The organism is Marinigracilibium pacificum (assembly GCF_012926615.1).
Lineage (GTDB): Bacteria > Bacteroidota > Bacteroidia > Cytophagales > Cyclobacteriaceae > Mangrovivirga > Mangrovivirga pacifica.
On sequence record NZ_JABBNU010000011.1, the window covers coordinates 170,034 to 185,098 of the forward strand.

13 protein-coding genes are annotated in these 15,065 nt (G+C 36.3%); 8 read left to right on the forward strand and 5 right to left on the reverse strand.

The features are described 5' to 3' along the window. Window positions 1-4: 4 nt before the first annotated feature. From HH304_RS17455 to HH304_RS17465, 3 genes are read right to left on the reverse strand one after another with little or no spacing between them, the layout of a single operon-like run. Window positions 5-763, reverse strand: a complete 759-nt coding sequence (locus tag HH304_RS17455; RefSeq protein WP_169684560.1) for a succinate dehydrogenase/fumarate reductase iron-sulfur subunit — start codon at window positions 761-763, stop codon at window positions 5-7. Window positions 764-776: 13 nt separating this feature from the next. Then, complete coding sequence (locus tag HH304_RS17460) at window positions 777-2,705, reverse strand: fumarate reductase/succinate dehydrogenase flavoprotein subunit (protein ID WP_169684561.1); 1,929 nt, start codon at window positions 2,703-2,705, stop codon at window positions 777-779. A gap of 18 nt (window positions 2,706-2,723) precedes the next feature. Continuing rightward, on the reverse strand, window positions 2,724-3,401 hold the full coding sequence (locus HH304_RS17465; protein WP_169684562.1) for a succinate dehydrogenase cytochrome b subunit: 678 nt from the start codon (window positions 3,399-3,401) through the stop codon (window positions 2,724-2,726). Window positions 3,402-3,703: 302 nt separating this feature from the next. Here HH304_RS17465 and HH304_RS17470 point away from each other — a divergent pair, with 302 nt between their 5' ends. The 3 genes from HH304_RS17470 (at window position 3,704) to fabD (ending at window position 7,972) form a co-directional block, all read left to right on the forward strand. Next, window positions 3,704-6,571, forward strand: a complete 2,868-nt coding sequence (locus HH304_RS17470) for a T9SS type B sorting domain-containing protein (RefSeq protein WP_169684563.1) — start codon at window positions 3,704-3,706, stop codon at window positions 6,569-6,571. Beyond that, window positions 6,568-7,002, forward strand: a complete 435-nt coding sequence (locus HH304_RS17475; protein WP_169684564.1) for a thiol-disulfide oxidoreductase DCC family protein — start codon at window positions 6,568-6,570, stop codon at window positions 7,000-7,002. The genes HH304_RS17470 and HH304_RS17475 overlap by 4 nt, the downstream gene beginning before the upstream one ends. A gap of 91 nt (window positions 7,003-7,093) precedes the next feature. Beyond that, the gene (gene fabD, locus HH304_RS17480; RefSeq protein ID WP_169684565.1) at window positions 7,094-7,972 is read left to right on the forward strand and encodes an ACP S-malonyltransferase; all 879 of its coding nucleotides are present in this window, start codon (window positions 7,094-7,096) and stop codon (window positions 7,970-7,972) included. Window positions 7,973-7,991: 19 nt separating this feature from the next. On the opposite strand, the gene folK is transcribed toward fabD, so the two are convergent. Then, window positions 7,992-8,504, reverse strand: a complete 513-nt coding sequence (folK, locus tag HH304_RS17485; protein ID WP_169684625.1) for a 2-amino-4-hydroxy-6-hydroxymethyldihydropteridine diphosphokinase — start codon at window positions 8,502-8,504, stop codon at window positions 7,992-7,994. Window positions 8,505-8,591: 87 nt separating this feature from the next. On the opposite strand from folK, the gene sppA reads away from it, so the two are divergent. The 5 genes from sppA to bioA all read left to right on the forward strand — a co-directional run bounded on the left by sppA (window position 8,592) and on the right by bioA (window position 14,573). Then, window positions 8,592-10,343 carry a signal peptide peptidase SppA gene (gene sppA / locus HH304_RS17490; protein WP_169684566.1) on the forward strand — a complete coding sequence of 584 codons (1,752 nt, stop codon included), beginning with the start codon at window positions 8,592-8,594 and terminating at the stop codon, window positions 10,341-10,343. 127 nt (window positions 10,344-10,470) lie between these two features. Continuing rightward, the gene (gene bioB / locus HH304_RS17495) at window positions 10,471-11,454 is read left to right on the forward strand and encodes a biotin synthase BioB (protein ID WP_169684567.1); all 984 of its coding nucleotides are present in this window, start codon (window positions 10,471-10,473) and stop codon (window positions 11,452-11,454) included. A gap of 68 nt (window positions 11,455-11,522) precedes the next feature. After that, window positions 11,523-12,674, forward strand: a complete 1,152-nt coding sequence (locus tag HH304_RS17500) for an aminotransferase class I/II-fold pyridoxal phosphate-dependent enzyme (protein ID WP_169684568.1) — start codon at window positions 11,523-11,525, stop codon at window positions 12,672-12,674. A 2-nt stretch (window positions 12,675-12,676) separates the two neighbouring features. Next, window positions 12,677-13,288, forward strand: a complete 612-nt coding sequence (gene bioD / locus HH304_RS17505) for a dethiobiotin synthase (RefSeq protein ID WP_169684569.1) — start codon at window positions 12,677-12,679, stop codon at window positions 13,286-13,288. A gap of 1 nt (window position 13,289) precedes the next feature. Then, a complete protein-coding gene (gene bioA, locus HH304_RS17510) occupies window positions 13,290-14,573 on the forward strand; it encodes an adenosylmethionine--8-amino-7-oxononanoate transaminase (RefSeq protein WP_169684570.1) in 1,284 nt (427 codons plus the stop codon). Window positions 14,574-14,575: 2 nt separating this feature from the next. Here bioA and HH304_RS17515 read toward each other — a convergent pair whose 3' ends face one another. Then, a complete protein-coding gene (locus tag HH304_RS17515) occupies window positions 14,576-14,968 on the reverse strand; it encodes a putative signal transducing protein (protein ID WP_169684571.1) in 393 nt (130 codons plus the stop codon). Window positions 14,969-15,065 lie beyond the last annotated feature (97 nt).

Here is a 15,065-nt window from a genome sequence, read left to right on the forward strand (position 1 = left end):
GAAATTACAAATCAGTATTCTCAGAAGTAAGTTTAGCTGAGAAAAACTCTCTGTTCATTCGAGCTATATTTTCAAGGCTAATTCCTTTAGGACATTCTGCAGAACAAGCACCAGTATTTGTACATGCACCAAAACCTTCAGCATCCATTTGAGCTATCATTTTTTCAGCTCTGGTTTTTGCTTCGGTTTGTCCTTGAGGAAGCATTGCTAATTGAGAAATTTTAGCAGACGTGAAAAGCATCGCAGATGCATTTTTACATGCAGCTACACAAGCCCCACAACCAATACAAGTTGCTGAGTTAAATGCTTCATCAGCGATTGATTTAGGAATTGGGATTTCGTTAGCATCTGGCACACCACCAGTGTTTACACTAACATATCCTCCGGATTGAATAATTCTATCAAACGATGATCTGTCAACTACAAGGTCTTTAACCACTGGGAAAGCAGCTGCTCTCCAAGGTTCAATTGTGATAGTATCACCATCTTTAAAAGATCTCATATGAAGCTGGCAGGTAGTGATACCTTGCTGAGGTCCGTGAGGTCTTCCGTTGATGTGCATACTACACATACCACAAATACCTTCACGGCAGTCATGGTCGAAGTGAACAGGCTCAATGTCCTCCTTTATCAATTGCTCATTAAGCACGTCCATCATTTCAAGGAAGGACATGTCAGGGGAAATATCCGAAACCTGGTAGGTTTCCATTTTTCCCTTATCGTTTTGATTTTTTTGTCTCCAAACTTTAAGTGTAAGGTTCATAAAATGGTCCTCCTTATTTATAACTTCTTTGTGTCAGTTTAACATTTTCAAATTTAAGCTCTTCTTTGTGAAGCTTTTCATCCTTGTTGTCACCGGTGTATTCCCATGCAGCAACATAAGAAAATGCATCATCATTTCTTAATGCTTCACCTTCCTCAGTTTGGTATTCTTCACGGAAGTGACCACCACAAGACTCTTCACGGTTAAATGCATCATCGACCATTAACTCACCAAGTTCTAAGAAGTCAGCTACTCTGTTAGCTTTCTCAAGTGACTGGTTAAGCTCATCGTTAGTACCAAATACCTTAACATTTTTCCAGAATTCAGCACGTAGTTCCTTAATCATGCCTTTAGCTTTCTTAAGACCTTCGGCAGTACGAGACATACCGCAGTAATCCCACATGATCTTTCCTAATTCTCTATGGAACTCATCAACAGTTTTGCTTCCTTTAATGCTAAGAAGATTGTTGATTTTATCTTTTACAGCTTTTTCTGCTTCATCAAATGCAGGATGATCAGCGCTTACCTTTTGCATAGGCTGTGTAGCCAGGTAATCTCCAATTACATATGGTAAAACAAAGTAACCATCTGCTAATCCTTGCATCAGTGCAGAAGCTCCAAGTCTGTTTGCTCCGTGATCTGAGAAGTTAGATTCGCCAGTAGCGTAAAGTCCAGGAATAGAAGTTTGAAGGTTGTAGTCAACCCAAAGACCACCCATAGTGTAGTGTACAGCAGGGTAGATCATCATCGGCATTTCATATGGATTGTCACCTGTGATCTGCATATACATATCAAAAAGGTTACCATATTTAGCTTCAATAACATCTTTACCATCACGCTTGATTGCATCGGCAAAGTCTAGGAATACTGCAAGTCCGGTTTTTCCAACGCCACGACCTTCATCGCAAACATATTTAGCGTTTCTAGACGCCACATCTCTAGGGACCAGGTTTCCGAAACTAGGGTATTTTCTTTCTAAGTAGTAATCTCTTTCTTCTTCAGGGATATTTACAGCATCTTTTGCGGAAAGTCCTTTTGCTTTTTCCTGAGTTTTAGGTACCCAAACTCGACCATCGTTTCTTAGAGACTCAGACATCAAAGTAAGTTTTGACTGATGATCTCCTGAAACAGGAATACAAGTAGGGTGGATTTGAGTAAAGCAAGGGTTAGCAAATAAAGCACCTTTTTTATGTGCTCTCCATGCTGCTGTTGCATTTGAACCCATTGCATTTGTAGAAAGGTAGAATACGTTGCCATATCCTCCTGACGCAAGAACAACAGCATTTGCAGCATGTTTTTCAATTTTACCAGTGATAAGATCTCTGGTAATGATACCTTTCGCTTCTCCATCTACAAGAACAAGGTCAAGCATTTCAGTTCTAGCATAAAGTTTAACTTTACCTGTAGATACCTGTCTGCTTAATGCCTGATAAGCACCTAAAAGAAGCTGCTGTCCAGTTTGACCTCTTGCATAGAAAGTACGGGATACCTGAGCACCTCCGAATGATCTGTTATCAAGTAGTCCACCATATTCACGTGCAAACGGAACACCTTGAGCAACGCATTGATCAATAATATTTACAGAAACCTCCGCAAGACGGTAAACATTACCTTCTCTTGAACGGTAGTCTCCACCTTTAATAGTATCATAGAATAGTCGGTAAACGCTATCACCATCATTTTGATAGTTTTTGGCAGCGTTAATACCTCCTTGAGCAGCAATTGAGTGTGCTCTGCGAGGGCTATCCTGAAAACAGAATGCCTTAACATTATATCCGAGCTCGGCAAGAGTTGCAGCCGCAGATGCACCTGCTAGTCCTGTACCAACTACGATTATTTCAAATTTTCTTTTATTGGCAGGATTAACCAGTTTCACATTGAACTTATGTCTGGTCCATTTTTCTGCTAATGGTCCTTCCGGTATTTTAGAATCTAATTTCATAATGTCTCCTTACCTAGATTAATTAAAGTACATGTAGATTGGAATAATGGCAAATCCTAATGGAATCAGGATAGCAAACCATTTTCCGATTGCTTTAATAGCCGGGGTGTATTTTTTATGGTTTAAGCCTAAAGTCTGAAAAGCACTTTGGAAACCGTGAGTTAGGTGAAAAGCAAGAAAGATCATGCTTATTACATAAAGACCTACGATCCAAATCTGACTGAAGCCTTCGTTAACAACTGTATAATAGTTGTTCATTGTTGCTCCATCGATAGTTATCGTCGGGACTTCACCATACTTGAATACCCACCAGAAATTACTCAAGTGAACTGCAATAAAAATAAAAATAACAGTTCCTAATATTCCCATGTTACGTGAAGACCAGGCACTATTGGCATTACCATCAAAATTCTGGTACCCAACAGGTCTTGCTTTTTTGTTATGAGAGGTAAGAATGATTGCAACAATGATATGCGTCAGGATCAAAATGAAATTGACTTTTGATACTACCTGGATAAACATATTGTTACCCATAGTCTCAGCATAAATGTTGAAAGACTCACCTCCATCGGATATTAGTAACTGCAGGTTCCCGATCAAGTGAACGACCAGAAACAAGATTAAGAATATACCTGTCAGGGCCATTAATAGCTTCCTTCCCAGGGTACTTCCAAAAGTTCTTACAAACCAGCTCATGTGTTAAGTTTTATTATTCAACCGTTTTAAATGCGACAAATTTACATCTGAGCAATTTAGTATCCAATTACTTGTGTTATTTTGAAACTTTCTAAATAACAGCTTGTTTATTTTTATGATTTTATTGTCATAACAATGTCAAAAGATTATTGTTTGGACTAATTTTATTTGGAATATGCCTATATTATGGTAATATTAGGTAAGGCTAATATTCGGCTTAATTTTTGCTTTAATCATAACTAATCAGGTTATCAAAAATCGATTTGATTCGTATATTAATTAAATGTGATTCTCAAAACATAATGAATTTTAATAGCGATAAATTTTTCAGTATAGCATCAGTGTTGACCATATTGGTCTTGAGTTTAACTATTAGCTTCTCAACTTATGCTACTCATATCCGTGCCGGCCAAATTACTGTTCAACGGATTTCCCCGTCTTCATTGACATATAGAATTGTATTTGTGGGATTTCGTGATTCAGAATCAGGTGTGGAATTTGGTAATGGATTTTTAAATTTTGGAGATGGTAATGTTATCGAAACTTCACCAAGTCAATTTACCATAGAGGAATTACCTCAAATTCGTTTTCTTCAAAGAGTAACATTCACAATAGAGCATACTTATCAGGCTCCGGGCTATTATAAAATTTCCTATACAGAACAAAATAGAAATAATTTTATTCTAAATATTAACAATGGGAATTCAGTTGATATTCCTTTTCATGTAGAAACGCAAATATTAATCGACCCATTTTTAGGAGTTAATAGCACCCCGCAATTATTAATTGATCCGCTTGATTTTGCAATTGGAGATAGGTTTTATATCCATAATCCTGGAGCTTTTGATGCAGAAGGAGATAGTATAGCATACAAATTTGTTACTCCAAAGCAGGGTGTAGGGGCAGAAGTGCCAAACTTTGTTCCTTTAGATGATCCTGATTTATATTTTGGTCAACCTGTAGATAAAGAAGATGGCACTACTCCACCTGATTTTTCACTAGATCCAATTACTGGAGATTTAATTTGGGATGCGCCACCAAATTTAGATGAAGTTGAGTTTAATGTCGCATTTATAATTGAAGAATGGAGAAAGGTTAATGGTCAATATATCCGAATAGGTTTTGTGACGAGGGATATGCAAATAATTGTGATTGAATCTGATAATGAGCGTCCAGAACTGATTATTCCTGAGGACACTTGTATCACAGCGGGTACAACCTTATCATTAAATCCTGCAGCTACAGCAACAGATCCGGATGGTGATGAAGTGAAAATTGAAGCCTTTGGAGGACCATTTGTAATTACTAATTCACCTGCAACTTATTCTCCAAAGCCAGCTACCTGGCAATTTCCTGAAGCGGAACTTGATTTTGATTGGAATACTAATTGTTTCCACATCAGACAATCCCCATGGGAAATTGTATTTAAGGTATCAGATAGGCATACAATAAATGGAGATACTTCAAATGTTGTTTCTTTAGTTGATTTTAAAACATGGCAGATAACAGTAGTGGGTCCTCCTCCAAATATTACTGATGTATTTCCTATGTCAGCTAGGAGTATCCAGTTAAACTGGGATGAATATGAATGCGATAGTAGAATTGTTTCCGGTTTTCAAATATGGCGTAGAGTAGATAGTAATCCGTTTGAACCTGGCAATTGCGATGTTGGGATGCCTGAAGGTACGGGTTATGAACTTGTTGATATAGTAGGAAATGAACAAACAGGATACCTTGATGATGATAATGGGTTTGGTTTAAGCCCCGGAGCTCAGTATTGCTATCGAATAGTTGCCGTATTCAGAGATCCTCAAGGAGGTGAAAGCTATGTATCGAATGAAGTATGTGCTACTGTTGTAGCCGAAGCACCGGTAATAACAAAAGTTTCTGTATTAGAAACTGATCAATCAAATGGAGAAATTGAAGTGGAATGGTTACCTCCGTTTGATTTAACTGATCCTTCTTTTCCACCTCCTTACAATTATAAAGTTTACCGCTTTACAGGATTTAATGGAGGTGCAAATAAAACTTTGGTCTATGAAGGAAGCCAGACTTCTTTTGTAGATGCGGGATTTGATACTGAAAATCAACCATATCATTATCAGATTGAGTTATTTGATTCAAATAATAATTTTGTTGATACATCAGCTTTTGCCAGTTCCGTTTATCTCGATATAGCTTCAGGCTTAGAAAGTCAAACGTTATCTTGGAGTGCCGATGTTCCATGGACAAATGTTTCAGATGAGTATCCTTATCATAGAATTTATAGAAATAACGTAAATCAAAATGATCCTGATCAATTGGTTTTGATTGATTCTGTAAATGTTATTCAATCTGGCTTAAACTATATAGATGATGGAAGTTTCAATAATACTCCATTGGTCGATTCTATAGAATATTGTTACGTTGTTAGAACATCAGGTACCTATGGAAATCCTGATATTCCTGAACCGTTATTTAACTTTTCACAACGCGCTTGTGCATTTCTTTCAGATTCGATACCTCCATGTCCACCTTTGGATTTAACTATCAATAATCTGGATGTTGGTTCTTGTGAAGACTTCCTTTTCAACCAGCCATGTGATTTTGACGATTATTTTAATGAATTGTCATGGGACATTAATTTGGATGATGAGTGTGAAGAAGACGTTAGATTGTATAATATTTATTATAGTTCAACCGGTGAAGATGGAACCTTTTCTTTAGTTGGTACAACCAGGGAACCTAGGTTTAATCATGTTGACCTTAATGAATATGCAGGTTGTTACTATATAACAGCTATTGATAGGTCAGGTAATGAAAGTGAACCATCAAATATAGTTTGTAGAGATAATTGTCCTTATTATGAATTACCGAATGTCTTTACTCCAAATGGTGATGGCTTTAATGATACATTTGAAGCCTATAGTAATCAGCAAAGTGATTTTACTAAGTGTCCGAGATTTGTAGAAAGTGTGGAGTTTAAGGTGTTCAATAGTCATGGAAAAGAAGTGTATTCATATACTTCCGGAAATGAAAAATCAATTCTAATAAACTGGAATGGAGAGGGTAGTAACGGACAGGTTTTGAATCCTGGTGTTTATTATTATATCGCAAAGGTTAGATTCAGAGTTTTAGATCCAAGTAAAAAAGAAAGAGAATATAAGGGTTGGGTTCATCTGTTAGAATGATGGAAAGAGATGTGATATTATTTGATGGTGTCTGTAATTTATGCAATAGCTGGGTTCAATTTGTTGTCAAAAGAGATAATAACAAAAGGTTTGCTTTTGCTTCCTTGCAAAGTGAATTAGGGCAAAAAGTTTTAAGTCAGGTTGGAATGCCAACCGATCAATTTATTTCAGTGTTATTAGTAAGGAATGGTAAGGTGTATTCAAAAAGTAGGGCTGCTCTAGAGATTTTCAGATATTTAGATGGAGGCTGGTCATATTTATATTCATTTAGAATTATCCCTTCTTTTATTCGTGATTTCATCTATGATATAATTGCTAAAAAAAGATATTCCTGGTTTGGTAAGAGTGATATTTGTGAACTGCCATTATCTAAAGATGATATACCTGTTTTTAAGTCTGATATGGAGACCTCTAATTTGAAGCCTGCCTAATGTAGAATAAAAATCATATCTTTGCATTCGAATATCATGATAACATAAGTCATGATGGTAATTAATCCAGTTAGAAAATAAAGAATAAACCATGAAAAAAGCATATGTTTTTCCCGGACAGGGGGCACAGTTTCCGGGGATGGGTAAAAGTTTATTTGATTCATACGAACTTGCGAAAAAAAGATTTCAGGAAGCCAATGATATTCTTGGTTTTGATATCTCTAAAATTATGTTTGAAGGATCTGCAGAGGAGCTTCAGCAAACTAAAGTAACTCAGCCTGCGGTATTTTTACATTCTGTTATCGCTGCAGAGGTAGCCGAAAACTTTTCTCCGGATATGGTTGCAGGGCATTCGCTGGGAGAATTTTCTGCTTTGGTTGCAAATAAAACATTAAGCTTTGCAGATGGATTGTCACTAGTTTCTAAAAGAGCTCTGGCAATGCAAAAAGCTTGTGAAAAAAATCCATCAACAATGGCAGCAATATTAGGATTGGAAGATGCTGTGGTCGAACAGATTTGTGGGGAAATTGATGATGTCGTAGTAGCGGCAAATTACAATTGTCCTGGTCAGTTGGTAATTTCCGGCTCAAATTCAGGGATAGAGATTGCCTGTGAAAAAATGAAAGAGGCAGGTGCAAAAAGAGCGTTACCGTTAAAGGTAGGAGGTGCTTTTCATAGTCCGTTGATGTCGCCTGCACAAGAAGAATTAGAAGAAGCAATTAAAAATACAGAGTTCAAACAACCTATCTGTCCTGTTTATCAGAATTATGATGCAAGCCCTAGTTCTGATATTATGGTAATAAAAGATAAGCTAATCAAGCAATTAACCTCTCCGGTAAGGTGGACTCAGACTGTACAAAATATGGTAGCCGATGGTGCTTCTGAATTTGTAGAATTTGGGCCTGGTAAAGTGCTTCAGGGACTAGTAAAGAAAATTCATCGTGAAGCGGAAGTTTCCGGTATGGAATAAATATCTTTTAAAGAATTGATCAAGCCCGAAGGTTGCCTTCGGGCTTTTTTTTATCGATTTTTTTAACTTCCAGAGTATCGCTACATTCTGAAAGCAGACTTTTCTGAGATTTTAATAATACTGGATGAATAAATTCAGATGCAATTTCAGTTAATGGAAAAAGTGTAAAAGCCCTGTCTTGAATCCTAGGGTGAGGAATTGTAAGACTGTCATATTTTACTATCCAGTCATCCATATAAAGAATATCAATGTCAATTAAGCGTTCTGCCCATTTTTCTATTCTTATTCTGCCCATTTCTTTTTCTATTTCTAAACACTTATTTATAAGGTCCATTGGAGAAATATCAGCTTCAATTTCTAAAACTGTATTGTAAAAGTCAGGTTGGTCGGTTTTTCCCCATGCTGCAGTTTCATATATAGATGAATAGTTTAAGATTTTACCAATTTGATCTTCTATCTTTTCAGCCGCAGTTTTAAGGTTTGACTGTCTGTCACCCATATTGGTTCCCAGTAATAAGTATATTCCTTTCATCATTTAAAATTACCAACATTAAAAAACCTATTGTATTAAATAAAAATAATTTTAATTTTTGGGGTTGAACTTAATAATAAAAAGTATATGAATTTCTTAAAAGGAGTATTAGCAACACTAGTTGGATTAATAATATTCTGTGCTTTGATTTTTTTTATTACCGTTGGTATAGGATCAGCAATTGCATCAGGAGACAAAATTGTTGTTAAAGATAACTCAGTATTACACATCAGATTGGATAAACCAATTACTGAAAGAGAAATAACAGATCCATTTTTAATTCTAACTGGTCAGGGAGAGGGGTCATATTCACTGCACAAGTTAAAAAGTGCGATAAGAAAGGCTGCCAAAGACCCTAGCATAAAAGGTATATTATTAGAGCCTGCTTCATCTGCAGGGGGTTATGCATCGCTTAGGGAACTAAGAAAAACCTTATTAGAATTTAAGGAGACTGATAAGTTTATTATTGCATACGATGAAATATTAACTGAGAGAGGTTATTATCTGGCTTCGGTTGCTGATGAGATCTATTTAAGTCCTGAAGGAATGATGGAGTTAGATGGGTTTAGTGCTACTGTTACATTTTTCCAAGGTACACTTGAGAAACTTAATGTTAAGCCATATGTATTTAAAGTAGGGGAGTTTAAAAGCGCTGTTGAGCCATATTTGAGAAAAGATATGAGCCCGGCAAGCAGACTTCAAACAGAGATTTTCCTGAATGGAATGTTTGATACTTATGTGAGCGATGTAAGTGAATCAAGAGGGATCGAAAAGGAAAAGATTTATAATATCGCTGATTCAATGATGGTAAGAAATGGTGCAGATGCCGTTGAATTTGGATTGATAAGTTCTATTAAGTATCATGATGAAGTGATGGCTGAATTACGTTCAAGATTGGGAGAGGATGAAGATGATGATATTAATTCCATAGGAATAAGTGATTATCAGAAATTATCGTCTGATTTTAAAATGTCAGATAATAAAGTAGCTGTTCTTATTGCAAATGGTGCTATTATGTCTGGTAATGACGATAACCCGGAGATTATTACTAGTGGTGCATTAGTGAAAGAGATAAAGAAATTGAGAGAAGATGATAATGTTAAAGCAGTAGTATTAAGAGTAAATTCTCCTGGTGGAAGCGCTTTGGCTTCGGATGTGATTTGGCGTGAAATTGAGATGTTAAAGAAAAAGAAGCCTGTTATTGCTTCAATGGGGGATGTTGCTGCATCAGGAGGTTATTATATATCAACCGGATGTGATACTATAGTTGCAGAACCAAATACAATCACCGGAAGTATAGGTATTTTCGGGTTATGGTTGTATGCCGGAGAAGGTCTTGAGAAGCACTTAGGTATTACAACAGACAATGTTACAACTGGTAAATTCTCTGATCTATTTTCAAGAAATAAGGAACTTACTCCGTATGAGGAAAGTATTTTTCAGGATATGGTAGAAGAAGGGTATGATACTTTTACATCAAAAGTAGCTGAGGGCAGAGGATTAAGCCAGGATTCAGTTAAAGCAATTGGAAGTGGAAGAGTGTGGATTGGTACCGATGCAAAAGAAATCGGGCTTGTTGATGTATTAGGTGGTGTTGATACTGCTATTGAAATTGCAGCTGAAAAAGCTGGTATTTCAGATGACTACAAAGTGAGCATCTATCCATATAAAAAGAAAAAGTTTATTGAGGAGTTAATGACAGGGTTAGCTGATGAGGCTTCTGTTAAAGCCAGGAAGGAAGAACTTGGGGTGTTAGCACCGTTTATGGATGCGATAGAACAACTGCAAACTAGAAGTGGTATCCAGGCAAGAGCACCTTTTGATATAGAGATTAATTAATCAATAACCATGATTATAAACTAAAAGCAGTCAATTGACTGCTTTTTTTATTTTGTATTTCCTTAATGTGCTGTAGGAAATTTAAGCTGATAACTTTAGTTTTGTTATACTGACAAAACAATTTGCTATGAGTGAAATCAGAAATGACTGGACGCGACAAGAAATAGAAGAAATATACAATTCACCCATCCTTGATTTAATTTACAGAGCAGCAACTGTTCACAGAGAGAACAATGATGCTCAGGAAGTACAGGTTTGTACTTTATTATCAGTTAAAACCGGAGGATGTCCTGAGGATTGCTCTTATTGTCCACAAGCTGCAAGGTACCATACAGATGTCAAAGTCCATAAGCTTCTTGAAGTTGATGAAGTGTTGGAGAAAGCATCTAATGCCAAGCAAAATGGTAGTACAAGATTTTGTATGGGGGCTGCCTGGAGAGAGGTAAGAGATAATAAAGATTTTGATAAAGTTCTTGAAATGGTAAAAGGTGTTAACAGCATGGGAATGGAAGTATGCTGTACCCTAGGGATGTTGACAGAAGAACAAGCAAAAAAACTTCATGAAGCTGGTTTATATGCTTACAATCATAATCTTGATACCAGTGAAGAGCATTATGGCGATATAATCACCACAAGAAACTATAGTGATCGTCTTGATACATTAGAAAATGTAAGAAAGGCAAAGATATCTGTTTGCTCTGGAGGGATAATCGGATTAGGTGAAACTGAAAATGACAGGGTAGCAATGTTACATACATTGTCTAATCTTCCTGAACATCCTGAATCTGTTCCTGTTAATGCTCTTGTCCCTGTAGAAGGTACACCTCTTGAAGATCAACCAAAGGTACCTGTTTGGGACATGATTAGAATGATTGCTACAGCCAGGATAATTATGCCTAAGGCTATGGTTAGACTTTCTGCCGGAAGGGTACGAATGACTCAGGAAGAACAAGCATTGTGTTTTATGGCTGGAGCAAATTCAATATTTGCGGGTGATAAGCTGTTAACTACTCCAAATCCTGAAGTTAATGAGGATGAAGAACTGTTTCAGGTTCTGAATTTAAAACCTCGTAAAGCGTTTAAGAATCAAGAACAAAGTGAGGCAGTTTAACTCCTACTTAAATGATATTTTGAAAGCTGCCTGAATAGGCAGCTTTTTTTATCTTGATCAACCTTACCATGAAATCAATTCAATCGTATTTTGAATCTCAGTTGAGATTAAGAAAAACTAATGGAACTTTTAGGCAACCGATTGGCTCAGGGTCTGGTATAGACTTCTTGTCAAATGATTATCTTGGTATAAGTCGTAGTCATGAGTTAAAGGAAATTGTCGAAGAAGAATTGAGCTCTTTACCATTTAGAGGAGGCACTGCCGGCAGTAGACTTCTTGGAGGTGATAATGAATATATCAGAGTAACAGAAGATTATCTGGCAAAGTTTTATAATGGTGATGCTGCATTGGTATTTTCTTCGGGATATCAGGCGAATATGGCTGTACTATCATCTGTGCCTCAAAGAGGAGATACAGTTTTTTATGATGAACTGAGTCATGCATGTATGAAAGATGGTATTCGTTTAAGTTTTGCGAAATCATACTCCTTTAAGCATAATGATTTAGATGATCTGGAAAAGAAAGTAGAGAGGTTTGGGAAGGGGAGAATCTTCTTTGTTGTAGAGTCAGTTTATAGCATGGATGGTGATTTTGTTGATCTAAACTCTCTTGTTAAGCTATCAGAAAAATATGACGCAGGAATTATTTTAGATGAAGCACATACTACTGCTTGGTATGGAGATCATGGTAAAGGTTTAGCGGTTGACGAAAGTGTAGACAATAAAATATTGGCCAGAATATATACCTATGGCAAAGGACCAGGGGTTCACGGTGCTGTTGTTGTTGGTACAGAACTTTTGAAATCATTTATTATTAATAATTCAAGACCATTTATTTATACAACAGCACCACCTGATCATCATGTAGTATTAATGAAATCTTCTACAAAGCTTTTTAGTGGCGATTTTGGTGATAATCAAAGGTTGATATTGAAAAATAATATCAAATGCTTTGGTGAGGTCTCCAGCCAGTTACCTAGTAAAAATGATTTATTTAACGTATCGGCTACAAATACACCGATTCAGTCAATTATTATTCCGGGAAATGAGGAGGTGAGCAAAGTTGCCGGATACCTTAGGCAGGAAGGGTTTGAGGTAAGACCGGTTAGATCACCAACAGTAAAAGTCGGACAGGAGCGTATAAGAGTATGTTTACACTCATCAAATACATCTGCAGAGATAACTGAATTGTTTAATATTTTTAAAACATTAATTGATTAAAGATGGCTTTAAGATTTTTTGTAACTGCAATAGGAACTGATAGCGGTAAAACAATATTCTCATCAATATTATGTGAGGCATTGGGTGCAGATTACTGGAAACCAGTACAAGCCGGATTGCCTGGCGATACAGATACTGTCAGGTCTTTGGTTTCAAATAAAAAAACCTTTTTTCATGAAGAGGGTATAAAATTAAAAACCCCGGCTTCACCACATGCTGCGGGAAAAAAGGAGGAAGTGGAAGTGTCAACTCAAAGAATAGAAATTCCACAATCGACAAATCATATGGTTATTGAAGGGGCAGGAGGAGTTTTAGTACCTTTGAATGATAATGAGAATGTCATTGATCTTGCAGTAAAATATAATGCAGAGGTTATCGTTGTTTCAAATTTATACCTGGGTTCAATTAATCATACACTATTGACATTAGATTGGTTGAATAAAAACAATATTCCGGTGAGAGGGATAGTTTTTAACGGTGACCCTAACCCTGAGAGTCAGGAAATAATATTAAAAAGAAGTGGTCTGGAAGAATTGCTTCACATTTATAAGGAAGAAGAAATTACAAAAAAAGTAATAAAAAAATACGCTGAGAGGTTAAGAGAGAAATTATAATATGGCTGAGAATCTGGTATCAAGAGATAAGGACGTAATATGGCATCCGTTTACAAGTTTAGGAAGTAAAGAGGAACCATTACCTGCTTTAAAAGGTGATGGAGTTTATATTGAACTTGAAGATGGAAGAAGAATTATTGATGGAGTATCAAGTTGGTGGGTAAATCTTCATGGTCATGGTAATAAGCATATTGCCAAAGCAGTTGCTGAGCAAGCGGCATCTCTAGAGCATGTTATTTTTGCCGGTTTCACCCATGAACCAGCAGTGAAATTGGCAGAGGAGGTTTTATCAATCTTACCTAAAAATCAAAAGAAGGTATTTTATTCGGACAATGGAAGTACAGCGGTTGAAGTAGCCTTAAAAATGGCATTTCAATATTGGCATAATCAACGCATTGAAAAAAAGAAGGTGATAGCCATTAATGGAAGTTATCATGGTGATACTTTTGGAGCCATGTCAGTTGGTGATAGGGATGTTTTTGTAAAGCCTTTTGTACCTTATTTATTTGATGTTGAGTTTATTGATTTTCCTGGGGGAGATAATCAACAAGCTGTATTAGGTCAGTTAGCTGATATTATTGATACTGATGATGTTGCCGCATTTATATATGAGCCTCTGGTGCAAGGGTCTGCAGGAATGAGAATGTATGATAGTGAAGTCCTTGATACAATGTTGAGTATGGCTAAAGGAGCAGGTGTTGTATGTATTGCTGATGAAGTATTTACAGGGTTCGGTCGAACCGGGAAAATGTTTGCAAGTGATCATATGCGACATAAGCCAGATATTATGTGCTTGTCAAAAGGGCTTACTGGTGGAACAATGGCTCTTGGAGCGACGACTTGCACTTTGGAAATACAGAAACCATTTATGACAAGTGATTTAATTAAGACATTTTTTCATGGTCATAGTTATACCGGAAATCCTATAGCTTGTGCAGCTGGTGTTGCAAGTATGGAATTATTAAAGACTCCTGAGTGTCAAGAGCAAATTTCGCAAATCGGTAAATGGCATAAATCCTCTGCTGTCAGGCTGGGGGGAAGCAGAGCTATAAAAAATGTAAGGCATTTAGGGACAATTCTGGCTTTTGAAATCAAAACATTAAAAGATACTGGTTATTTTAATGAAGTTAGACATAAGTTGTATCCAACATTTTTGAAGTATGATGTCTTGTTGCGACCTCTAGGAAATGTTGTGTATTTCCTGCCTCCTTATTGCATTACTAAAGAAGAATATGATAAAGTGATTGAAGTGATTGAAAAGGTTCTTGTTGAAATAAATAGCTAAGGTTAATTGTTAAATGTATTTCCACAATTATGACATAAATATTTGTCTTTTTTTGAAGTTGCAATGTTTTCAGGAGAGAAAATATTTATAATTCGATTTAATACCTGATGAAATGATTTTTCTTCAACAGGAAAGGCATTAATTGAATTACAGTGAGGGCATGCAATTATAGGCGTTGGTTCTTTATGTTCTAAGCCTAAAATATTTCTAGCCATTTCGTAATCGTCTTCTAATACCATTAATCCTATTCCACCAATTAAAGTTTTTAGATGTGGTAAGGTAACTGAAGTTTCTTCATCAATTAGAATTACAGGAACTCCATGTCTTTGAAGTTTACTTCTCATTATATGAGCATTGCTATAATCGTATTCTCTTAATAAAAGTACTAACCCCATTTAGTTGTGTTATACTATAAATAACGATTTTTTGATCTTCAGGATTTAATATACAAAAAAATGCGATTTGTTATAGCAATTTATTTTTATTCCGGAA